The 23559-nt window shown below is 34.0% G+C and carries 23 protein-coding genes and 1 tRNA gene; 19 read left to right on the top strand and 5 right to left on the bottom strand.

The annotated features are described in order from the left end of the window. Nucleotides 1-108 precede the first annotated feature (108 nt). Together ACNQGB_RS00520 and nadE are read right to left on the bottom strand one after the other, a co-directional pair. Nucleotides 109-738 carry a LuxR C-terminal-related transcriptional regulator gene (locus ACNQGB_RS00520; RefSeq protein WP_309758036.1) on the bottom strand — a complete coding sequence of 210 codons (630 nt, stop codon included), beginning with the start codon at nucleotides 736-738 and terminating at the stop codon, nucleotides 109-111. A gap of 97 nt (nucleotides 739-835) precedes the next feature. Further along, nucleotides 836-1633, bottom strand: a complete 798-nt coding sequence (gene nadE / locus ACNQGB_RS00515; RefSeq protein WP_417943554.1) for an NAD(+) synthase — start codon at nucleotides 1631-1633, stop codon at nucleotides 836-838. A 99-nt stretch (nucleotides 1634-1732) separates the two neighbouring features. Here nadE and gldB point away from each other — a divergent pair, with 99 nt between their 5' ends. Together gldB and gldC are read left to right on the top strand one after the other, a co-directional pair. Next, complete coding sequence (gene gldB / locus ACNQGB_RS00510; protein ID WP_417943555.1) at nucleotides 1733-2689, top strand: gliding motility lipoprotein GldB; 957 nt, start codon at nucleotides 1733-1735, stop codon at nucleotides 2687-2689. Beyond that, nucleotides 2689-3024 carry a gliding motility protein GldC gene (gene gldC / locus ACNQGB_RS00505; RefSeq protein WP_417943556.1) on the top strand — a complete coding sequence of 112 codons (336 nt, stop codon included), beginning with the start codon at nucleotides 2689-2691 and terminating at the stop codon, nucleotides 3022-3024. Before gldB ends, gldC begins: the two co-directional genes overlap by 1 nt. Before the next feature lie 43 nt (nucleotides 3025-3067). Here gldC and ACNQGB_RS00500 read toward each other — a convergent pair whose 3' ends face one another. The 3 genes from ACNQGB_RS00500 to ACNQGB_RS00490 are packed head-to-tail and all read right to left on the bottom strand — an operon-like array spanning nucleotide 3068 to nucleotide 5171. Next, on the bottom strand, nucleotides 3068-3712 hold the full coding sequence (locus tag ACNQGB_RS00500; RefSeq protein ID WP_417943557.1) for a hypothetical protein: 645 nt from the start codon (nucleotides 3710-3712) through the stop codon (nucleotides 3068-3070). 30 nt (nucleotides 3713-3742) lie between these two features. Next, nucleotides 3743-4363: a ribosome biogenesis GTP-binding protein YihA/YsxC gene (yihA, locus tag ACNQGB_RS00495; RefSeq protein WP_309760385.1), complete on the bottom strand. Its 621-nt coding sequence runs from the start codon at nucleotides 4361-4363 to the stop codon at nucleotides 3743-3745. 34 nt (nucleotides 4364-4397) lie between these two features. After that, a complete protein-coding gene (locus ACNQGB_RS00490) occupies nucleotides 4398-5171 on the bottom strand; it encodes an alpha/beta fold hydrolase (RefSeq protein ID WP_417943558.1) in 774 nt (257 codons plus the stop codon). A gap of 380 nt (nucleotides 5172-5551) precedes the next feature. On the opposite strand from ACNQGB_RS00490, the gene mraZ reads away from it, so the two are divergent. The 17 genes from mraZ (at nucleotide 5552) to ACNQGB_RS00405 (ending at nucleotide 23526) form a co-directional block, all read left to right on the top strand. Further along, the gene (gene mraZ, locus ACNQGB_RS00485) at nucleotides 5552-6025 is read left to right on the top strand and encodes a division/cell wall cluster transcriptional repressor MraZ (RefSeq protein WP_417943560.1); all 474 of its coding nucleotides are present in this window, start codon (nucleotides 5552-5554) and stop codon (nucleotides 6023-6025) included. Next, on the top strand, nucleotides 6000-6908 hold the full coding sequence (rsmH, locus tag ACNQGB_RS00480; RefSeq protein ID WP_417943561.1) for a 16S rRNA (cytosine(1402)-N(4))-methyltransferase RsmH: 909 nt from the start codon (nucleotides 6000-6002) through the stop codon (nucleotides 6906-6908). The genes mraZ and rsmH overlap by 26 nt, the downstream gene beginning before the upstream one ends. A 12-nt stretch (nucleotides 6909-6920) precedes the next feature. After that, nucleotides 6921-7265 (top strand): FtsL-like putative cell division protein, encoded by a 345-nt coding sequence (locus ACNQGB_RS00475; protein WP_417943562.1) that lies wholly within the window; start codon nucleotides 6921-6923, stop codon nucleotides 7263-7265. After that, nucleotides 7259-9262 carry a penicillin-binding protein gene (locus ACNQGB_RS00470; protein ID WP_417943563.1) on the top strand — a complete coding sequence of 668 codons (2004 nt, stop codon included), beginning with the start codon at nucleotides 7259-7261 and terminating at the stop codon, nucleotides 9260-9262. Before ACNQGB_RS00475 ends, ACNQGB_RS00470 begins: the two co-directional genes overlap by 7 nt. Then, nucleotides 9259-10722, top strand: a complete 1464-nt coding sequence (locus tag ACNQGB_RS00465) for a UDP-N-acetylmuramoyl-L-alanyl-D-glutamate--2,6-diaminopimelate ligase (RefSeq protein ID WP_417943564.1) — start codon at nucleotides 9259-9261, stop codon at nucleotides 10720-10722. Before ACNQGB_RS00470 ends, ACNQGB_RS00465 begins: the two co-directional genes overlap by 4 nt. A 101-nt stretch (nucleotides 10723-10823) precedes the next feature. Next, nucleotides 10824-12053, top strand: a complete 1230-nt coding sequence (gene mraY, locus ACNQGB_RS00460; protein WP_417943565.1) for a phospho-N-acetylmuramoyl-pentapeptide-transferase — start codon at nucleotides 10824-10826, stop codon at nucleotides 12051-12053. Between the two features lies 1 nt (nucleotide 12054). Then, nucleotides 12055-13386, top strand: a complete 1332-nt coding sequence (murD, locus tag ACNQGB_RS00455; protein WP_417943566.1) for a UDP-N-acetylmuramoyl-L-alanine--D-glutamate ligase — start codon at nucleotides 12055-12057, stop codon at nucleotides 13384-13386. Nucleotides 13387-13461: 75 nt separating this feature from the next. Further along, nucleotides 13462-14754 carry an FtsW/RodA/SpoVE family cell cycle protein gene (locus tag ACNQGB_RS00450; RefSeq protein ID WP_417943567.1) on the top strand — a complete coding sequence of 431 codons (1293 nt, stop codon included), beginning with the start codon at nucleotides 13462-13464 and terminating at the stop codon, nucleotides 14752-14754. A gap of 30 nt (nucleotides 14755-14784) precedes the next feature. After that, a complete protein-coding gene (murG, locus tag ACNQGB_RS00445; protein WP_417943568.1) occupies nucleotides 14785-15873 on the top strand; it encodes an undecaprenyldiphospho-muramoylpentapeptide beta-N-acetylglucosaminyltransferase in 1089 nt (362 codons plus the stop codon). Nucleotides 15874-15909: 36 nt separating this feature from the next. Further along, entirely contained in the window at nucleotides 15910-17259 is a 1350-nt protein-coding gene (murC, locus tag ACNQGB_RS00440; RefSeq protein ID WP_417943569.1) for a UDP-N-acetylmuramate--L-alanine ligase, read from the top strand. Next, nucleotides 17246-17968 (top strand): cell division protein FtsQ/DivIB, encoded by a 723-nt coding sequence (locus ACNQGB_RS00435; RefSeq protein WP_417943570.1) that lies wholly within the window; start codon nucleotides 17246-17248, stop codon nucleotides 17966-17968. Before murC ends, ACNQGB_RS00435 begins: the two co-directional genes overlap by 14 nt. 6 nt (nucleotides 17969-17974) lie before the next feature. Continuing rightward, nucleotides 17975-19345 (top strand): cell division protein FtsA, encoded by a 1371-nt coding sequence (ftsA, locus tag ACNQGB_RS00430; protein ID WP_417943571.1) that lies wholly within the window; start codon nucleotides 17975-17977, stop codon nucleotides 19343-19345. A gap of 96 nt (nucleotides 19346-19441) precedes the next feature. Beyond that, nucleotides 19442-21376, top strand: a complete 1935-nt coding sequence (gene ftsZ / locus ACNQGB_RS00425) for a cell division protein FtsZ (RefSeq protein WP_417943572.1) — start codon at nucleotides 19442-19444, stop codon at nucleotides 21374-21376. A 340-nt stretch (nucleotides 21377-21716) separates the two neighbouring features. Next, complete coding sequence (locus tag ACNQGB_RS00420; RefSeq protein ID WP_099714450.1) at nucleotides 21717-22166, top strand: GatB/YqeY domain-containing protein; 450 nt, start codon at nucleotides 21717-21719, stop codon at nucleotides 22164-22166. A gap of 155 nt (nucleotides 22167-22321) precedes the next feature. Further along, nucleotides 22322-22567 carry a GIY-YIG nuclease family protein gene (locus ACNQGB_RS00415; RefSeq protein ID WP_417943573.1) on the top strand — a complete coding sequence of 82 codons (246 nt, stop codon included), beginning with the start codon at nucleotides 22322-22324 and terminating at the stop codon, nucleotides 22565-22567. A 1-nt stretch (nucleotide 22568) separates the two neighbouring features. Further along, nucleotides 22569-22642 (top strand) — tRNA-Arg (locus ACNQGB_RS00410). An 83-nt stretch (nucleotides 22643-22725) separates the two neighbouring features. Next, complete coding sequence (locus ACNQGB_RS00405; RefSeq protein WP_417943574.1) at nucleotides 22726-23526, top strand: zinc-dependent peptidase; 801 nt, start codon at nucleotides 22726-22728, stop codon at nucleotides 23524-23526. The last annotated feature ends 33 nt before the right edge of the window (nucleotides 23527-23559 follow it).

Below are 23559 nucleotides of genomic sequence, written 5' to 3'. Positions count from 1 at the left end.
ATCATCCGAAGGTAATTCAGATAATACAGAGCCTTTATCAATGGTGATGGACTATAATTTATTGATCCATTCTTTTTCAAAAAAATTAGGGAGAGTTATGTCGCGGTACTAAACGATCTCTAAAGTTTTTGCTTTATTTACTAAATCTACCAAGTTGGTAACATTTAGTTTGGTTAGTAATCGTAATTTATACGTACTAATTGTTTTTTCGTTTAGTTTCAGAATATCAGCTATTTCATGATTTTTCTTTCCGTCACTTAAATAACGCAAAACTTCTACTTCACGGTTAGAAAGCTTTCGATACAAACGTTCGCTTTTGCTTTGTTTGGCGATTAGAGCAAGATTTTTCTTTACGGTTTCATTCATAATTATCTTTCCTTGGTGGACTTTGATAATTGAAATACCTAAAGTTTCTAGTTTCTCTTTTTTGTGGATGAATCCTGAAACACCAGCTTTAATAGCATTTGGAGCATAAATTTGTTCGGAAAGACCACTAAAAATGATAATTTTAGTTTTTGGAAAATTTTTCAAGAGTGCTTTGACCTCAAAAATACTGGAAAGACCTTCCAGTTCCAAATCGATAACTAAGACATCGATCTCTTTAGTTAAAAGTATATCCCGTACCATCAAAAAATTACCAACATTGGCAACTATTGATATTTCAGCATTATCTTTAAAATAAGATTTTGCTCCAAAATGCACAACAGGATAATTATCGGCTATACATACTTTAATCATGATTTTAAATTTTTAGAATTAATTGTAATTGGAATTGTAAAATTAATAAATAAATTCTGTAATTAATTGTAAATCAATATAAAATGTGATTTTTTTATCATTTTGTCACAAAACAAACGGGAATTGTGTCCATTTTATGTCTATTTGCATTGTTCAATCGCTTATAAATTTCAAATACAACGCGCTCTCTTCCTGAAAAAGAAGCTGCAGTTTGTCCTGCTTCATCTTGAGTCATTGCCCATTCTAGCTCGTTATAGGTCGCTCCTAGTTGATCTTCATCTGTTCTGTCGTCACCAAATAGACCATCAGTTGGTGATGCAGTCAAGATAGACTCTGGAACTTTTAAATAACTTCCTAAAAGAAAGACTTCTGACTTCATTAAATCGGCAATTGGACTTAAATCTACTCCGCCATCACCATATTTAGTATAAAACCCTACTCCAAAGTCTTCGACTTTGTTTCCCGTTCCTGCGACCAACAAGCCATGAATTCCCGCAAAATAATACAAAGTGGTCATGCGCAATCGTGCACGTGTGTTGGCAAGTGCTAAATGAAGCTTAGCAGTATCTTCAATTTCTGGAACTACAGTTGTAAAGGTGTCAAAAACGGAGCTTAGATCAGCTTCGATACTACTAACATTAGGGAATCTATTTTTTAATTGTTGTATATGCTCACGTCCTCGGGTTACATGACTTTGTGCTTGGTGTATGGGCATTTCTACACATAATACTTGCAGTCCTGTTTGTGCACACAACGTTGAGGTAACAGCAGAATCTACTCCTCCAGAAATCCCAATTACAAAACCGTTTACTTTTGCATTTTCTGCGTAAGTTTTCAACCAGTGTACAATATGATCATTCACTTTTTCAATCTGTAATGTAATTTTTTTAGTCATAATAATTACGTTTTAAAAATCAGGAATGTATATTTGCAAAAGCAATTTGTTGGAACTTGGTGACCTTACACTCTTGAGACACAAATTTAAAAAATATATATGAAAAAATATCTGTTTCTTGTAGTCATTTTTCTCTTTGTTTTATCCTGCGATAAAAAAAATAAAGTTGAAAATGAAGTCACAGCCATTCCCTTGGATTTAAATGTAACCCGATTTGATAAAATATTTTTTGAAACCCAACCAGAGGATTTAGAAAAAGTCAAAAAAGAATTCCCTTATTTTTTTCCTGATGGAATAGCGGATAGCGTGTGGTTGAGTAAAATGCAAGATCCTTTATGGCGGGAGTTGTATGCAGAAGTTCAAAAGAAGTATGGTAATTTCGATCCTGTTAAAAAAGAAGTTGAAGAGCTTTTTAAACACATCAAATATTATTTTCCAAAAACAAAACCCCCAAAAGTAATAACTATAATCTCTGAAATGGATTATAAAAGTAAGGCCATTTATGCGGATAGTTTAGTTGTTATTTCACTAGAATTGTATTTGGGAAAAAATCATAAATTTTATCAGTTTCCAAATTATTTAAAACAAAATTTTGAGCAAAGACAAATCGCGCCAGATATTGTTTCTAGTTTTGCTGGACTTAAAATATCCCCTGTTATTGATAAAGATTTATTAAGTCAAATGATTTATCATGGTAAGCAATTGTATCTAAAAGACTTGCTTTTGCCAGACTATACCGATGCTGAAAAAATGGGGTATTCTCCAAAACAAATTGCTTGGTGTCAAGAGAATGAAAGTTATATGTGGCGTTATTTTATAGAAAAAGAAATGTTGTACAGCAACGATCAGAAGTTGATTGCCAGGTTTATAAATCCTGCTCCTTTTTCTAAATTTTATTTGGAAATTGATAATGAATCACCGGGTCAGGTAGGTGCTTGGATTGGGTGGCAAATGGTACGTTCGTTTGTGCAAAATAATGATATGCCATTAGAAAACCTAATGAAAACCAATGCCAAAGAAATATTTATAAAATCAAAATACAAACCTAAAAAGTAATGTCAAATAAAAATACATCAGAAATTAAGTTTCTAATTGAATTAGACGAAAACCGTGTTCCAGAAAAATTAATGTGGTCTGCAAAAGATGGCGGAGTAGAGCAAGAAGAGGCCAAAGCAATTATGTTGTCTATCTGGGACAGCAAGGTAAAAGAGAGCATGCGCATTGATTTATGGACGAAGGATATGCCAGTTGATGAAATGAAAATATTTTTTCACCAAACTTTGGTGGCCATGTCTGAAACTTTTAAACGTGCGACAGATGACGAAAAAATGGCTGACACAATGAAAGATTTCTGTGATTATTTTGCTGAAAAATTGGAGTTGACCAAATAGAATAGCTTTTAAAAAAGGAGCTATAATTAGTAAGCTCCTTTTTTTACTTTGCTGTAGATTTTTTTTCTAAATCTTTTAATATTTTTTTTAAAGAGCCCATCATTAATTTATTCGAGCTTCTGTGAAAAGAAATATTATCAATCAATTTATTAGATTTTGTAGTTTCCCAAACTGATTTTTCTTTTGTTGCGGATTCAGTGCCAATGGCTTTTTGTGAATAAATAATTTCTTGAAGATTTAAATCATATATTTCTAAGCTAACTTCACTTTGGTTTTTACCTCTTGAATTTTCATCTTCATATAATCCTAAAGTTCCAAGTTCGTCTTTATTTTTTTTAGAAGATATATTGATAAAAAAATCAAAGCCTGTTCCAATTTTTAATTCTTTGAGTTTTTGTTTACTAGGATTTAATGGTATTTGATAGGGAATTAATAAGCCGCTGGTATTTTCTCTGTGGTAATAACGATCATTTAAATTTTTTTTAAAGAAAACAATCGCTTCCTCATTAAGTTTTTGGATATTAGTGCCTGGACAATCTAATTGGTTTAATAGCCATCTGCCTTTTGTAAAGTCAACGCCTGTTTTATAATTGTTGTTGGTTAAAATGTACGTATTGCTTTTGCAAGAAATAAAAACTACTAAAATAAATACTGTTTTGATAAAAAAATAAATGGTTTTTTTATGCATACTTAGTTTTTCTCTTGATTTAAAACACCTTTAAAACTGAGTATTATTCTTAAAAACCTCTTGATTTACTTCGTCAATATAACTCAGTAATTCTTCTTTTCCAGTAGATTCTGTGGCTGATGTTACAAAATAATGCGGCATTTCAGCCCAATTGTTGGCAAACATTTGCTTTTTATACGCAGCAATATGAGAATCAATTTTTACTTTACTTATTTTGTCTGCTTTGGTGAAAACGATACAAAAAGGAATTTCACTTTCGCCCATATACGACATGAATTCAATGTCAATCGTTTGAGCTTCATGACGAATATCGATCAAAACAAAAGCACAAACCAATTGCTCTCTTGTTTCAAAATAATCAGTAATAAATTCTTGAAAAATTGATTTGGTTTTTTTAGAAACTTTAGCGTAACCATAACCAGGTAAATCGACTAAGAACCAATTGCTGTTTATTAAAAAATGATTGATTAATTGTGTTTTTCCCGGTCTTCCTGAGGTTTTAGCTAACTTTTTATGGTTGGTTAACATGTTGATCAAGGAAGATTTTCCAACATTTGATCGACCAATAAAAGCGTATTCTGGCATAAAGTCCTTAGGACACTTCGTTACATCAGAGTTACTGATAACAAATTCGGCAGTATTAATTTTCATTTCTTCAAGGTGTAAAATTATCCTATTTCTAGAGCTAGTGTACGGATAAGTGTGTATGAGTTAACCAGTCTTCTAGCAAACGATTGAATTCTTCAGGATGCTCCATCATTGCGGCATGGCCACATTTATCGATCCAATATAAGGTAGAATTAGGTAATAATTTATTAAATTCTTCTGCAACATCAGGTGGTGTAACTTTATCATTTTTTCCCCAAATAATACAGGTTTGCACATGCATTTTTGGTAAATCTTTTGCCATATTATGACGAATGGCACTTTTGGCAATTGTTAGCGTTTTTATCAATTTTATTCGATCATTTACAGATTCGTATACTTCATCGATAAGTTCTTTAGTAGCTACTTTTGGATCATAAAATACATCTTCAGCTTTCTTCTTGATGTATTCATAATCACCTCTTTTTGGGTAACTGTCGCCCATGGCACTCTCGTATAGCCCTGAGCTTCCTGTAATAACTAAGCCCGCTACTTTTTCTGGATACATTTTAGTATGGTACAAAGCAATGTGTCCGCCTAATGAATTTCCTAGTAATATAACTCTGTCTAAACCTTTAAATGTGATAAAATCTTTAACATATTTTGCAAAACTTTTCACATTCGTTTTTAAAATGTTTTGCGTGTATATTGGCAAATCGGGAATGATTATTTTATATCCTTTTGTAGAGAAGTAATTGGCAACAGCGTCAAAGTTGCTAAGTCCGCCCATTAGCCCGTGTAAAATGACAATTGGGGTACCTTCACCAGCTTCGTAATAGCTATATCTTCCTTCTGTTTTGTAGTGTTTGTCCATTTTTTTTGAATGCGAATTTTCAATTTTGACAAATATAGGATTTAATATATAAAAATGAATTTTTACAACAATTTTTAATTGCAAAATATACTGATTGATTTAAAAAATCAAATGGTTTTATTTTCATATTTGAGTTCTTCTTTTGGATTTTCAGACATTTATTCATAGCATTTTTAATCTATAATTTGTTATGTTGTAAGGTCTTTTTTTTATATAATTATCATTCTTACAAAGAAATAAAATCGAGCTAATGATCTGATTGTCTAAAAATTAGGGGTTTTTGATCAAAAGTGGTTAAACTTATTAACAAAGTGGTAGATAGTGGTAAATAGTGGTAATATTTTTTATATTTTTGCTCTACATCATTTAATATTTTTTGTGTGGATGCAATAATTGGAACATATGAATGTAAAGTCGATGCTAAAGGAAGGTTGCTGTTACCGGCTCCTTTAAAAAAGCAGTTGGCTGCGTCACTTCAAAACGGTTTTGTTTTGAAGCGTTCCGTTTTTCAGCCATGTCTGGAGTTGTACCCTATGAAAGAGTGGGATTTGATGATGCAAAAAATCAATAAACTGAATCGGTTCGTAAAGAAAAACAATGACTTTATACGCAGGTTTACCGCAGGAGTTAAAGTGGTCGAGATTGATGCTTTAGGCAGGTTATTGGTGCCGAAAGATTTAGTGATTTTTGCGAGTATTGCTAAAGAGGTCGTGTTTTCATCGGCAGTGAATATTATTGAAATTTGGGATAAAGATTTATACGAAAAATCAATAGACGGTGAGGATGTTGATTTTGCAGATTTAGCAGAGGAAGTAATGGGAAATATAAATGACGACGACAATGGAATATCATAATCCAGTTTTGCTACTGGCATCGGTAGATGGTTTAAATATTAAGCCAGACGGCATTTATGTAGATGTAACTTTTGGTGGCGGAGGACATTCAAAAGAAATTCTGAAAAGACTCGGGCCAAACGGAAAGCTATTTGCTTTCGATCAGGATGAAGACGCTTTGGCGAATGCCTTGCCTGATGAAAGATTTACACTTATCAATGAGAATTTCCGTTTTATAAAACGGTTTTTGCGTTTTTATGGGGTGAAAAGTGTAGATGGTATCTTGGCAGATTTAGGAGTTTCATCGCATCAATTCGATGTACCCGAAAGAGGTTTTTCTACTCGCTTTGATGCGGAGTTGGACATGAGAATGAGTCAGAAAAATGATTTGAATGCCTATCGAGTAGTCAATGAATATGATGATGTTAATTTAAAAAGGGTGTTCTTGGATTATGGTGAATTGAAAAATGCACCTGCTTTGGCAAGAACAATTATAGAGGCGAGAGAGGAACAACCGATCAATACCACAGATGAATTGAAAGAGGTTTTAGCGAGATATTTACCAGAAAGAGTTCGGAATAAAATATTGGCACAAATTTATCAAGCGATCCGTATTGAAGTAAATCAAGAAATGGATGTGTTGAAAGAGTTTGTTGAACAATCTTTAGAAGTATTGAATACTGGCGGACGATTAAGTGTAATATCCTACCATTCACTAGAAGATCGATTGGTGAAAAGATTCATGAAAAACGGAATGTTTGAAGGAGAGCCTGAACGTGATTTTTTTGGTAATTTTTCAGTGCCATTTAAAACGGTTGGAAAATTAATTGTCCCAGATAATGCTGAGATCAAAGAGAACAATAGAGCAAGAAGTGCCAAATTAAGAATTGCTGAGAAGATATAATTTGTTGCATAAATGAAAAACGGAGTATACAGCCTTTTAAAAGCACGGTTTCTAATCAATGATGATGCCTTGAAAAACTGGCGTTTTATTGTTTTTTTAATTCTTCTAGCAATTATAATGATTGCAAATACGCAGCGATTTGAGCAAAAAGTTTTTGAAATAACAGCACTATCAAATCAGGTGAAAGAATTACGATCAGAGTTTTTTGATAGAAGATCAGAGTTAATGAAATTAAAATTGGAGTCCACTATATCTGATAAAATGTTGCAAAGACAAATTTATCCATCCACAGTGCCACCAGTAAAAATAAAAGTAGTCAAAGAAGAAGAGAAAAGCTTTTTCAAAAAATTATGGTAGTAGAAGATAAATACATATCGTACCGAATTTATCTGGTTGCATGCGCTATCTTTTTGATGGCTATTGCGATTGCTGTAAAATTGACCAATATCCAGTGGGTTGAGGGCGATTATTACAGAAAATTAGCCAAGGAAAGAACGGTTAAGAATTTTGTGATTCCCGCCAATAAAGGAAATATATATTCTGCTGATGGCAGTCTTTTGGCTACTTCTATTCCTAATTATGAAATACGTTTTGATGCGGTCGCTCCAAAAGCAGAGACATTCGAAAAAAATGTCAAGTCGCTATCAGATTCATTAGCAACTGTTTTAGGGAAATCTTCTAATTTCTTTGAAAACGAACTGCGAAAAGCGAGAGCCAATAAAAATCGATATTATTTGATTGCTCGCAAATTGAGTTATACCCAATATTTTAAAATTAAAGGTTTTCCATTATTTAAATTAGGAGCCTATAAAGGTGGAATTATCATTCAACAAGAAACGGTAAGAGAGCATCCAATTGGAAAAATTGCAGAACGCACTGTGGGTTACGAGCGAACTTCAAAAGGACAATCGTATGATGGAAAAGGTATTGAGTGGGCTTTTCGAAACTATTTAAATGGTAAAGACGGTAAAATATTAAAACAAAAAATAGCAAAAGGACAGTGGAAACCCATTCGCGATGTTAATGAAATTGATCCTCAAGATGGGTATGATGTTATATCTACAATTGATGTTTATATTCAGGATATTGCACATCATGCACTACTAAAACAGTTAGAATTGTATGAAGCGGATCATGGTTGCGTGGTGGTTATGGAGACTAAAACGGGTCATGTAAAAGCAATTTCGAATTTAGGAAGAGCAAATGATGGTACATATTATGAAACCACAAATTATGCAGTAGCTGAATCGCATGAGCCAGGTTCTACTTATAAATTGGCGGATCTAATGGCGCTCTTTGAAGATAGAAAAGCAGATACAAGCTCCGTTTTCGACAGTAAAGGTGGAGAAATAACGTATTTCGGACGCAAGGTAAGGGACTCGCATGAAGGTGGATATGGTAAAATCTCGTTAGGGCGTGGTTTTGAAGTGTCTTCGAATACCGTTTTGGTGCAAGCCGTGTACAATGCGTACAAAAACGAACCTTCAACTTTTGTTAATCACCTTAATAATTTTGGATTAAACAAACCACTCGGACTTTCTATTAAAGGAGAGGGAAGACCCTATATTCCGCGGCCAAGTGATAAGCACTGGTCAAAAATTTCGCTTCCTTGGATGGCTTTTGGTTATGGAGTTTCGATTACACCTATGCAAACGTTGGCTTTTTATAATGCGGTGGCAAATAATGGCGAAATGGTTAAGCCGCAGTTTGTTTCTGAAATAAAAGAATGGAATAAAACGATCAAAAAATATGAAAAGGAAGTCTTGAATCCTAGAGTTTGCTCTCCCGAGACTATTTTAAAGTTAAAAGCGGTTTTAGCCAACGTAGTAAAAAAAGGAACGGCTTCGAAACTATATTCTAAGGATTTTTCTATGGCCGGAAAAACAGGAACAGCGGCGGTGAATTACGGAAAAGCTGGTGGAGTTGGAAAATATTACGCCTCTTCTTTTGTGGGTTACTTTCCTGCTGAAGAACCTAAATATTCGTGTATAGTTGTTGTGCATAAACCAAGTACAGCGCTCAATAACTATTATGGTGCAGATGTTGCGGGTCCGGTTTTCAAGAGAATTGCACAAAAAATATTTACCGATGCGCCTTCAACAAATGAAATTAAAAATTTGAATAAAAAGATTGCAAAACAAGAAGATAATTATGAATCCTACTATAGCAAATCTCAGAAAAAGCAAAGGTTTGTCCCCAATCTTAAAGGAATGTCAGGAATGGATGCCGTGGCTTTATTAGGCAATTTAGGTTTAAAAGTGAAAGTGATTGGAGTTGGAAAAGTTAAAAAACAATCGGTGCAAGCAGGGCAGAATTTAGATAAAAATGCAACGATTTTATTGGAGTTATCATGAGTACATTAAAAGACATATTATACAAAGTAGCTATCGAAGCGGTACAAGGTTCGACAGATGTAGCAGTTAACAAAATGAATTTTGATTCTAGAAAAATCGAATCAAATGATGTTTTTGTGGCTATCCGTGGAACAATTAGCGATGGTCATGACTTTATAGAAAAAGCAATCTTGCAAGGTGCAGTTGCCGTTATATGCGACACATTTCCAGAAAATATTGCTAAAGGAGTTACCTATGTTCAGGTAAGAGATACGAATTCAGCCTTGGCATTTATGGCTGCCAATTATTATGGTGATCCATCACAAAACTTAAAATTAGTTGGAATTACAGGAACAAATGGTAAAACGACTATCGCTTCTTTATTATATCAGTTATTTAAAAAAGCTGGTTTTAAAGTAGGATTACTGTCTACCGTGAAAATAATGGTAGATACTGTTGAATATAAAGCGACGCACACAACTCCAGATTCAATTACGATAAATCAGTATTTGAATGAAATGGTAGAAAACGGAGTTGAATACTGTTTTATGGAAGTGAGTTCTCATGGAATTCACCAAAAAAGAACGGAAGCATTGCATTTTGTTGGCGGTATTTTTACCAATTTGTCTCACGATCATTTAGATTATCACCCCACGTTTGCAGAATACAGAGATGTAAAAAAATCGTTTTTCGATGATTTACCTAAAACGGCCTTTACATTATCCAATATTGACGATAAAAATGGGCAAGTGATGTTACAGAATACTGTGGCGAAAAAATTGACATATGCCTTAAAATCCTATGCGGATTATAAAGCGCAAATTCTGCAAAATCAATTGTCAGGTTTGCTATTGAAAATAAACGGAAATGAAGTGTGGGTAAAATTGATAGGAACATTTAATGCTTATAATTTATTGGCGATTTATGGTACTGCGGTTGAACTTGGAATGGACAGTCTGGAAGTACTTCGATTATTATCCGATTTAGAAAGCGTTTCAGGTCGTTTTCAATTTATTGTTTCTGCTTCAAATATTACGGCGATTGTAGATTATGCACATACTCCTGATGCCTTAGAAAATGTACTGAAAACCATTAATGACATTCGTACAAAAAACGAACAATTAATTACGGTTGTAGGTTGTGGAGGAAATAGAGATAAAACTAAACGACCAATAATGGCTGACATAGCTTCGAATTTGAGTGATAAAGCAATTTTCACATCTGATAATCCAAGAAATGAAGACCCAGAAGTTATTATTGCCGAAATGGAAGTGGGCATTGCCCCTCAAAACTATAAAAAAACATTGAGTATAACCGACAGAAAACAAGCCATAAAGACTGCGATTCAATTGGCTCAGCCCAATGATATTATATTAATTGCGGGTAAAGGCCATGAAACGTATCAAGAAATTAATGGTGTTCGTCATCATTTTGATGATATGGAAACTGTAAGGGAAATTTTAGAGCAAATAGGAAAATAGAAAATAAATAGACAATTGAGATATTTATTTAAAAATAGTCAATTGTCAATTTAAGAAGTAACAAATAACAAATCAACAATTAACCAAATAAACCAAGATATATGCTATACTATTTATTTGAATATTTAGACAAAATATTAGATGTTCCTGGAACAGGTGTTTTCCAGTACATTACTTTTAGATCAGCATTAGCATTGCTTTTTTCTTTGTTGTTGTCTACCATTTACGGTAAAAGAATTATTCGTTTTTTGCAAAGACAGCAAGTGGGTGAAACCGTTCGAGAACTGGGTTTGGCCGGTCAAAATGAAAAAGCGGGTACACCAACAATGGGAGGATTGATTATCATATTTGCAACTTTGGTACCTGTTCTTCTTTTCGCAAAATTACACAACATTTATATTGTCTTGCTCATTGTAACGACACTATGGATGGGGACAATTGGTTTTATAGATGATTATATTAAAATTTTCAAGAAAGATAAAGCCGGTCTAAAAGGAATATTTAAAGTGGTAGGACAAGTTGGTCTGGGTATAATTGTAGGTACCGTTCTTTATTTTAGTCCAAGTGTTACCGTACGTACAGATACATCTACTTCAGATATTTTTAAAGTAACAACTGAAACCGTTATTCAGCCTGCGCTAACCGAGGAAAAATCTACGGCCACTACCATACCATTCTTTAAAAATAATGAATTTGATTATGCTGAATTATTAGCGTGGACTGGCGAAGGATATGAAAAATGGGCTTGGTTGATTTTTATTCCAGTTGTTATTTTTATTATTACTGCGGTATCTAATGGCGCCAATTTAACAGATGGTATTGATGGATTGGCTGCAGGAACTTCGGCGGTATCAGTGTTGGCGCTGGGAATTTTTACGTTCGTTTCTGGAAATATAATTTTCTCCAATTATTTGAATATTATGTATATCCCTAATTCTGGGGAAATGACAGTTTTTATAGCCGCTTTTGTGGGATCATTGATTGGATTTCTTTGGTACAATTCCTATCCAGCATCGGTTTTTATGGGTGATACAGGAAGTTTGACTATTGGTGGAATTATAGCTGTTTTGGCAATTGCTGTCCGAAAAGAAATGCTGATCCCTTTATTGTGCGGTATTTTTCTGGTCGAAAATTTATCTGTGGTATTACAAGTAAGTTACTTCAAATACACCAAGAAACGCTTTGGCGAAGGCCGAAGAATATTTTTAATGTCGCCTTTACATCATCATTATCAGAAGAAAGGCTATCATGAAAGCAAAATTGTTACCCGTTTTTGGATTGTTGCGATTATGCTGGCCATTTTATCAATTGTTACTTTAAAATTAAGATAACATGAGGCTAGTCATCTTAGGTGGAGGAGAAAGTGGTGTTGGGACTGCTATTCTGGGTAAGAAAAAAGGATATGAAGTTTTTGTATCTGATTTCGGAAAGATAAAAGGGAATTATAAAGAAGTTCTTATTATTAATGGAATAGCTTGGGAAGAGGAAAAGCATACCGAAGATTTGATTTTGAATGCAGATGTGGTTATGAAAAGCCCTGGTATTCCAGATAAATCTCCAATAGTGAAGAAGCTTATTGAAAAAGGAATTCCAGTATTGTCTGAAATTGAGTTTGCAGCCCCTTTTACGGATGCTACAATAATAGGAATTACGGGTAGTAACGGAAAGACAACAACGACAATGTTGACTTATCATGTATTAAAATCAGCTGGACTAAATGTTGGGTTGGGAGGAAACATAGGAAAGAGTTTTGCTTGGCAAATTGCGGATAACAAATATGATTTCTATGTGCTGGAGCTAAGTAGTTTTCAACTTGATGGAGTTGTGAATTTTAAGCCACATATTGCTATTATTACCAATATTAGTCCGGATCACCTTGATCGATACGATTACAAATATGAAAATTACATTGATGCAAAGTTTAGAATAACGAGGAATCAAAACGAGGAAGATTACCTTATTTATGATGCCGATGATGAGGCCATTGCAGAATGGTTAAAAACACATACAACAAAAGCCAAATTAATTCCTTTTTCATTGACAAAAACATTCAGTGAAGGAGCCTATATAAAAAATAACAAAATGGAAATTTCAATCAATCAAGAAGAATTTACAATGGACACCGAATACATTGCCTTAGAAGGGAAACACAATATGAAAAACGCAATGGCAGCAACCTCTGTGGCAAAATTAATGCAGATTAGAAAATCTACAATAAGAGAGAGTTTATCTAATTTTCAGGGTGTTGAGCACCGTCTTGAAAAAGTATTGAAAATTCAAAACATACAATACATCAACGATTCTAAAGCAACAAATGTAAACGCTACTTTTTTTGCATTAGACAGTATGAACACACCTACGGTTTGGATTGTAGGAGGTGTTGATAAAGGAAATGATTACAACGAATTGATGTCATTGGTTCGTGAGAAAGTGAAAGCTATTATTTGCCTTGGTGTGGATAATAAAAAGATCATCGATGTATTTGGTAATGTAGTAGACATGATGATTGAGGTTGATAATATGAGCGATGCTGTACAAATGGCACAACGATTATCAGAAAAGGGAGATACTGTATTATTATCACCAGCTTGTGCTAGTTTCGATTTATTTGAAAGCTATGAAGATAGAGGAAAACAATTTAAACAAGCGGTTAAGAATTTATAGAAAAGTTTAATGTTTAAAGTTTAAGGTTGAGCAACTTTAAACTTTAAACAAAATGAAACTTTAAACAAATAAAAAATGAAACAACTAGTCAGCAACTTAAAAGGAGATAAAGGGATTTGGTCATTTGTAGCCTTATTGGCCTTGTTTTCCTTTATGCCTGTTTTTAGCGCTAGTAGTAACCTGGCTTATATTGGTCAAGGAACCGGAAATACATTAGGTTATTTGGTGAAACACATCGTGCATATTTGTATTGGTTTTACCATTATTTTCATGGTGCATAAAGTACCTTATCACTATTTTAAAGCTATTTCTAAAGGAGCACTTTATATTGTATGGATTTTATTGGCCTACACCTTAATTAAAGGAACCGTAATTGCTGGTGCCAACGCCAGTCGTTGGATTCAAGTTCCATTTATAGGAGTTACATTTCAAACCTCTACATTGGCTGCAATGGTGTTATTTATTTTTGTTGCACGCTATTTATCTAAGACGAGAACAGTTCCGATTACTTTTAAAGCCTCCATTTGGGAGCTTTGGTTGCCTGTATTTATTACGTTACTATTTATTCTTCCTGCAAATTTTTCCACAACGGCATTAATTTTCTCCATGGTATTGATGTTGGTTTTCATTGGTAAATATCCGCTGCGGTACATTGGAATTATTGTAGGATCTGGAATTGTATTTCTCACGTTTTTTATTTTGATTGCCAAAGCGTTTCCAGATGCTTTTCCCAATCGTGTAGATACTTGGATTAGTCGTATTGACAATTTTACGAGCGATAAACCCGATGAAGATGATTATCAAATAGAGAAGGCTAAAATTGCAATAGCTTCAGGTAAAATATATGGATTAGGTCCTGGTAAAAGTGTTCAAAAAAACTTTTTACCACAATCTTCTTCTGATTTTATTTTTGCCATCATCGTTGAAGAATATGGTCTTGTTGGCGGTTTAGGAGTATTGGCATTGTATTTATTATTGTTGTTTCGATTTGTAATTGCATCGCATAAAGCTAATTCGCTTTTTGGAAAATTAGTAGTCGTAGGATTGGGTTTTCCTATGATATTTCAAGCCATGGTAAATATGGCAGTTGCAGTAGAATTGCTGCCTGTTACAGGACAGACATTGCCTTTAATCAGTAGTGGAGGAAGCTCTATATGGATGACTTGTTTTGCACTTGGAATCATTATTAGTGTCACGAAAAAAGATGAAGAAATTGTACAAGAATTAAAAGACGCAGCCAAAAGAGAAGAAGCACTTCAAAAATTAATTGATCGGGCTATGGAGGATGAAGTGGAAGAAGTCGCAGTAGGGAGCTATTCGATCGAATATAAAGCTAGTAAACCAATGCAAGCGGTTTTAAATAAATAAGTTGTTTAGAAAATTAGAAATTAATAAAAAATGAAACAGTATAAATTCATATTTAGTGGTGGCGGAACGGGAGGACATATCTATCCTGCAATTGCTATTGCAAATGAATTAAAGGCTCGTTTTCCTAATGCCGAATTTCTTTTTGTAGGGGCCCAAGATAAAATGGAAATGCAAAAAGTACCTCAGGCAGGTTATAAAATTAAAGGGCTTTGGATTTCAGGATTACAGCGCAGACTGACATTTGATAATGCGCTATTTCCAGTTAAGTTGCTTTCAAGCTTATTAAAATCTAGAGCCATAATCAAACAGTTTAAGCCAGATGTGGTTATTGGAACAGGAGGTTTCGCAAGTGGCCCGTTATTGCAAGTAGCAGCAATTGCAGGTATTCCGACAGTAATTCAGGAGCAAAATTCTTTTCCTGGAATTACCAATAAACTATTGAGTAAAAAAGCTAACAAAATTTGTGTGGCTTACGAAAATCTCGAACGCTTTTTTCCAAAAGGGAAAATGATACTAACTGGAAATCCAGTTCGACAGGATTTAATCGATATCGAAAGCAAAAGAGAAGAAGCGATTCAGCACTTTAATTTAGATTCAAATAAAAAAACAGTATTGGTTCTTGGAGGCAGTCTTGGAGCAAGAAGAGTCAATCAATTAATCGAAAAAGAGTTGGTAAATATGCTTTCTCAAAATGTTCAGGTGATTTGGCAATGCGGAAAATTGTATTTAGAAGACTATAAAAAATACAATTCCGCAAACGTTCAGGTTGTAGCTTTTATTGAAAGAATGGATTTAGTGTATGCTGCGGCAGATATTGTCATTTCGCGTGCAGGCGCTTCTTCTGTGTCAGAGTTATGCATAGTAGGAAAACCAGTGATTTTTATTCCGTCACCTAATGTGGCTGAAGATCACCAAACTAAAAATGCGCAAGCCATAGTCGATAAAAAAGGAGCATTGATGCTCAAAGAATCGGAGCTTGATGAACAATTCGGCCTTGTTTTTGAAGTCTTATTGAAAGATCAAGGAAAGCAAAATCAGCTCAGTGAAAATATAAAAGCATTGGCTATGCCAGAAGCAACAAAACAAATTGTTGATGAAATTGTAAAGCTAATTAGATAGAAATAAAAAGATAATATACCAAAGACTTAAAATAAAATGAACTTAAATCAAATACATAACGTCTATTTTATAGGAATCGGAGGGATTGGGATGAGTAATTTGGCTCGTTATTTCAAGAATCTTGGAAAGAATGTTTCGGGGTACGATAAAACACCATCTGTACTTACAAATGAATTGATTGAAAGTGGTATTTCAATTCATTTTGAAGATGATATAAATGCAATTCCTAAAGATTTTTACTTAGAAAATACGTTGGTTATTATTACACCGGCGGTTCCGAAGACACATTCAGAGTGGAATTATTTCTTAGAAAGAGACTTTCAAGTAAAAAAAAGAGCGGAGGTTTTAGGAATAATTACCAAAGATACTTTTTGTTTTGCCGTTGCTGGAACGCATGGTAAAACGACTACTTCAGGTATTTTAGGACATATTTTGCAGGAGAGCGGCGCAGATGTTACCGCTTTTATCGGCGGTATTGTTGAGAATTATAATTCGAATTTGATAGGAAGCGGCAAAACGATGACTGTTGTTGAAGCAGATGAATTTGATCGTTCGTTTTTGCACTTGCATCCCAATATTGCGTGCATAACCTCTATGGATGCAGATCATTTGGATATTTATGGAACCAGTGAAGCAATCGAGGAATCTTTTGTTGAATTTGCATCTAAAATTGAAGACAAAAGCAATCTTTTTATAACAAAAGAATTACCGCTAGAAGGCGTAACCTGTTCCGTTAATGAAGATGCAGTTTTCAAGGCTTTTAATGTTAGAATTGGAAATGGCAGCTATGTTTTTGATGTACAAACGCCTACGGAAATAATCCAAGATTTGCATTTTGGTTTGCCGGGAAGACATAATTTAATGAATGCTTTAATGGCTATCGCAATGGCAAAGTTATTTGGTACTCCAACAGATGCTATTGCAAAAGCCATTGCATCATTTAAGGGAATCAAAAGAAGATTTTCATATCAGATTAAAACGGATGTTAAGGTGTATATAGATGATTATGCACATCATCCAACAGAAATTAATGCGGTGCATCAAGCAGTTCGAGAGTTGTATCCAAATCAAAAAGTCTTGGCCATTTTCCAGCCTCATTTGTTTAGTAGAACGAGAGATTTTGCTGATGATTTTGCCAAAAGTTTATCGGCCTTTGATGAAATCATTCTATTGGATATTTATCCTGCACGTGAATTGCCTATGGAAGGAATAAACTCACAATGGTTGATGGATAAAATGATAAACACCAATAAAAAACTAGTAGCTAAAAACGATTTAATTGCACGTATTTTAGAAAGTGATGCAACAATAATTGTTACAATAGGAGCAGGCGATATTGGAGAATTAGTACCATCAATTAAAAAAGCGATAAATGAAACTATTTAATTGGACAAATATTCGATTAATACTGATGTTTGTGTTGGTGATTTTTTTATTTTCATTTACGTCAAATCGAAATGAAAATAGAAAATTGACTAAATCTATTGTTTTTTTTGAAGGAAATGACGCTCTTTTTGTAAAACAAGAAACGGTTAATAAATTGTTGATAGAAAATAAAAAAGACGCATCTAGCATTCAAAAAGTTAATCTAGATTTGAATACACTAGAAAAAACGCTCAACGCACAAGAGATGATTGAAAAATCAGATGTATTTGTGAGTGTTGACGGTGTGTTAAAAGCAGTGGTAAAACAAAAGACTCCTATTGCTAGAGTTTTTGATAATAACAGTTCCTTTTATATTGATTATGAAGGAAATAAAATGTCGTTATCAAGTAATTTTACAGCTAGAGTTCCACTTGTTTTGGGGGGAATTAATAAAAAAAATAACGAAGATTTATCTGATTTGTTACGCTTAATTTATGACGATGCGTTTTTAAAAAAAAACATCATCGGAATCCAAATTATGCCTAACGGAAGCTTAAAAATGCTCAATAGAAATTTTGATTACCAAATTGATTTTGGTAGAATGATCAATGTGGAGCGTAAATTAAAGAATTACAAAGCTTTTTTTCAAAAAGCAGTTTTAGATAGTTCGTTATATAAATATAAAAAAATTGACCTCCGATTTACGGAACAAGTAGTTTGTACTAAATAATAGATAATGGAAAAAGAGAATATTGCAGTAGGTCTAGATATTGGGACAACTAAAATAGTTGCCATGATAGGCAAGAAGAATGAGTACGGGAAATTAGAAATTTTAGGTGTAGGCAAATCCAAAAGTTTAGGCGTGGCAAGAGGTGTTGTCAATAACATTACTCAAACCATACAATCTATTCAACAAGCGATTCAAGAGGCCGAAAATAACTCTGGCTATAAAATAAAAGATGTTGTGGTAGGAATTGCGGGACAACACATCCGCAGTATTCAACACACCGACTATATCAGTAGAAACAATCCCGAAGAGGTTATTGGCGGGAATGACATACAACTTTTGATTGATCAAGTAAATAAATTGGCAATGTTGCCTGGTGAGGAAATTATACACGTCTTACCACAAGAATTTAAAATTGACGGACAGTCTGAAATCAAAGAGCCAATAGGAATGTATGGCGGAAGATTAGAGTCCAGTTTTCATGTTGTTGTAGGGCAAGCTTCATCGATAAGGAATGTAGGCAGATGTATACAAAGTTCAGGGATTGAGTTATCTGGTTTAACATTAGAACCATTAGCTTCGGCTGATGCTGTTTTGAGTCAGGAAGAAAAAGAAGCTGGTGTTGCATTGATTGATATCGGTGGTGGTACGACAGATTTAGCCATTTTTAAAGATGGTATTATTCGTCATACAGCGGTAATTCCTTTTGGAGGAAATGTGATCACAGATGATATCAAAGAAGGTTGTTCGATCATTGAAAAGCAAGCGGAGTTATTGAAAGTTAAATTTGGATCAGCTTGGCCAGGAGAAAATAAAGACAACGAAATTGTTTCTATTCCAGGATTAAGAGGGAGAGAGCCAAAAGAGATTTCCTTGAAAAACCTTTCTAAAATTATCCATGCTAGAGTGGTGGAAATTATTGACCAAGTTTTTACAGAAGTAAAAGCATACGGACATGAAGATCCGCGTAAAAAACTCATCGCAGGAATTGTACTTACTGGTGGAGGTGCTCAATTGAAACACATCAAACAGCTAGTAGAATATATTACAGGAATGGATACGAGAATAGGATATCCAAACGAACATTTAGCAGGAAATTCAGATGAGGAAATTTCAAGTCCTTTATATGCCACAGCAGTTGGATTGGTGATGAAAAGCATTGAGAATAAAACGCATAGCGCCATTCGAGTTGACGCTTTAGAACAACCTAAAGCTCCTGTATACAGACAAGCAGTTGTGCAAAATCCAGTTATTGAAAAAGAGGAAGAAGAGGATCAGAACCCAAATGAGAAACACAACTCTACCGTAAATAGGATACAAAGAAATTTCTTTGATCGTTATGTAGACAAGATTAAGGATTTCTTAGATAATGCAGAGTAATTTAGAAGTAATAAAGAATATTGTTTTTTTTCCTTTTTGCCCCAAGTAAAAAGAAATAAAATCAAAAATAATAATAAATATCAAAAACCAAATAAAATGATGAGCAACTCAGAATTTGGAAGTATTTCATTTGATTTACCAAAGAATCAATCAAATGTAATAAAAGTTATTGGTGTAGGTGGAGGCGGAAGTAATGCAATAAACCACATGTTTAAGCAAGGAATTAAAGGCGTAGATTTTATCGTGTGCAACACAGACTCTCAAGCTTTACAAAGTAGTTCCGTGCCTAACAAAATTCAGTTGGGAGTGCATTTGACAGAAGGACTTGGTGCTGGAGCAAATCCAGATGTAGGACAGCAATCGGCTATTGAGAGTATTTCTGAGATTGAAAAAATGTTGGATAGAAATACTAAAATGGTATTCATCACTGCCGGAATGGGCGGAGGAACAGGAACTGGAGCTGCACCGGTAATCGCACAATTAGCCAAAGAAAGAGATATTCTTACAGTTGGGATAGTGACGTTACCTTTCTTATTTGAGGGGAAAGTGCGTCAAGAACAAGCCTTAATTGGTATTGAAAAATTACGCAAACAAGTCGACTCTTTAATTGTTATCAATAATAATAAATTAAGAGAAGTATACGGAAATCTTGGTTTCAAAGCAGGATTTTCTAAGGCGGATGAAGTTTTGGCAACAGCCTCAAGAGGTATCGCCGAAGTTATTACTCATCATTACACTCAAAATATCGATTTAAGAGATGCTAAAACCGTATTGTATAATAGCGGAACGGCTATTATGGGATCATCTGTTTCTTCTGGTGAAAATAGAGCCAAGGAAGCTATCGTTGCTGCTTTAGATTCTCCATTGTTAAATGATAATAAAATTACTGGTGCCAAAAACGTATTGTTGCTTATCGTTTCTGGAACCAATGAAATTACAATTGACGAAATTGGAGAAATCAATGATCATATTCAAGCTGAAGCAGGGCATAATGCCAATATTATCATGGGAGTTGGTGAAGACGAATCACTTGGTGATGCTATTGCAGTAACCATTATTGCTACCGGTTTTGATATTGAACAACAGAACGAAATTGTAAATACAGAACCAAAAAAAATCATACACACCTTAGAAGATGAGCAAAGAAGCGTTCATAATCTAAGTAGTAAAACGGTTGCAGCTTTTGATTTAAATACAGAATCTCCAGCTTCAAATTCAAACGAAAGAATAGTTTTTGATTTATTAGAAGATACCGTTGTTGCTCCTGAACCAGTGGTAACGTCTCCTACTATTAATAAAGAAGAATTAATAGTAATGTCTGAGTTTATTAAAAATTTAGACGTGACATTCGAGATAGTTTCTCCTATTACTGATATCGATTTTACAATTTCATCTCCAGTAGCCGAAGTAAAAGCAGTACAGCCAAAAATTATCGAAAGACAAGAGCAAACGACTTTTTCTTTTGACTTACCACTCTTCAAAGCGGAACCAGTTGCACAAGTTGAAGATAATAAGATAATGTTTGAGTTGACAAATGAAACTCGCGACATCAAAGTAAATGAAGCCGTTCAATTTGTTCCAGTGACAGAGTTGACTGAAAATGGAATTATTAAATATTCTCTTGAAGAATACATGGATCCAGAACCAGATTTCATGGCGAAGCCAGTTGCTAAAACTCCAGAAATTGTTGTGCCAGCTGAGTTGAATATCACAATGAAACAAGTGGACACAGCTGTAAATACAGCGGTTGACTTCGAGGCTATTTCTCCTATGGAAATGACAATCGAGGAATCATTGCGAATGAGGGCTGATGAAAGAAGAAAAAAATTAAAAGAATTCAATTATAAGTTTCATAATAATGTTTCTAAAATTGATGAATATGAAAAAGAACCCGCTTACAAAAGATTGGGAATAGACATTTCAAACAATCAATCTAATAATACAAATTCGAGAATTTCTGTTGGAACAGACAGCAACAACGATTTACAGTTGCGTTCAAACAACTCGTATTTACATGACAACGTAGATTAACTAACTCAAACCAAAATGAGGTAGCCCGAAAATCTATAGCATTTTCGGGTTATTTTTTTTGTTTCGAGCAACAAGGCAATTTATTGTTAATTACAGTAAATTTCTTTAAATTTGTCGGGCCTTAGTCCAGCTGTCGTTTCAAGCTTTTTACCGCAACTATTTTTTTATAGGAACAAGAAAGAGCTTCTTTTAGTCGCTTTTCTAGTTCAATAAAAAATATAGTTCCTCTCAAAAGGCTTTCCACTACCATCTGGGGCAGAAAATAGGAATCATTTTCACAATTAGCTTTTCAACAATCGATTCATTCAACAATCGATTAACCAAATTAACAATAAAGAATATGAGTTTATCAGTACAAATCATGGACGAAATGAAAACCGCCATGAGAGCCAAAGATACCGTTGCACTAGAAGCTTTGAGAGCTATTAAATCTGAAATCCTATTAGCACAAACAGCAACAGGATCAAAAGAAGAAATAACGGAAGATGACGAGGTTAAATTGCTTCAAAGATTAGTAAAAACGCGCAAGGAAAGCGCTAGAATTTTTACTGAACAAAATCGTCTGGATTTAGCTGAACCAGAATTAGCACAAATTGCAGTAATCGAAAAATTCTTGCCAGCGCAATTAAGTGAAGCAGAAGTTGAAGCTGTAATTGCTAAAATTATTGCAGAAACAGGTGCGTCAGGAATTGCATCAATGGGGAAAGTAATGGGTTTAGCAGCTGCACAATTAGGTGGAACTGCCGAAGGAAAAACTATTTCTACAATAGTTAAAAAATTATTGACATAAATTTTATGATTCAAGCTTAACGATAATAATTCACAAATCTAAAATCGTTAATCAAAAATCTAAAATCAAATGGCTGCGTAGTTCCTGCCTGCCGGCAGGCAGGCAACTGGATACCTGCCTGCCGGCAGGCAGGGAATATCAGATCTTGACAACAAATGGAATATTTTGTGTATGTTTTACAAAGTGAGATTGATGTAAGACTTTATAAAGGTCAGACCAGTAACATAGATAAAAGAATAATAGAACATAATACAGGTAAAACAAAATCTACCAAAGGTTTTAAGCCTTGGAAATTGGTTTATTTAGAAATTTTTGATTCAAGAAGCGAGGCAGTTCTTCGTGAAAAATACTTTAAAACAGGAAGTGGAAGAGAATTTTTAAAAGAAAAAACAACAAAATAATGGCTGCGTAGTTCAACTGGATAGAATATCAGATTTCGACTCTGAGGGTTGCAGGTTCGAACCCTGTCGCGGTCACAAAAACAATTAAAAATGCTTCAAAAAATCAAGTTTCATTGAGATTGTTTTGGAGCATTTTTATTTTAAAGCGGTACTGTAAAATGGTATTTCAAATTTTTTTCTTTGTGCTTTTTGGAGCATTTTTTCTTGTACTTCTTATTTTCAGAGTGCTTGAACCAACGTATGTGTTTCTTTTTAACAAACCACTGTATGTGCACTGCTACCCTTTTACTAAGAAATTAAGACCAAGCGAGCGCCAAATTTTAGCTGATGATTTTTATTTTTACAATAGACTTTCTCCAAAACGGAAAACGTATTTCGAACATCGTGTAAAAGATTTTCTAATGCATTATGAGTTCATAGGAAAGGAAATTGAAATTTCAGAACAAATGCAAATGTTGATTGCCGGAACCTACGTGATGCTAACTTTTGGCATGAGGAAGTACTTGATTACTTTATTCGATAAAATAATAATTTATCCTTCTAGCTACTATTCTACTGTGAATGAAGCTTATCATAAAGGCGAATTTAATCCTAGAATGAAAGTCATTGCTTTTTCCTGGGAAGATTTTTTACTAGGACATACGGCATCAAATGATAATATTAATTTGGGCTTACACGAGTTTTCGCATGTATTGCATTTTCATTGTTTACGAAGTAATGATCCAAGTGCAATAATATTTTTTGATGAATTTAATGAAGTGATAAAATATTATAACGATCCTTTTTTAAATAATGAATTAACTGAAAAGGAGTATTTTAGGGAGTATGCTTATGAAAATCAATTTGAGTTTATATCGGTGGTGTTGGAGCATTTTTATGAAACTCCACAGATTTTTAGAAACCTACATCCAGAGCTTTATACTCACGTTTCAAGAATGATTAATTTTCAAGAAAGATAATAAAAACAAAAAATGGTGCTCAAAGCACCATTT

The sequence above is a fragment of the Flavobacterium frigidum genome (assembly GCF_048286795.2).
The sequence above is the reverse complement of the archived record's forward strand: the minus strand, read 5'-3'. Positions and strand labels throughout refer to the sequence as shown.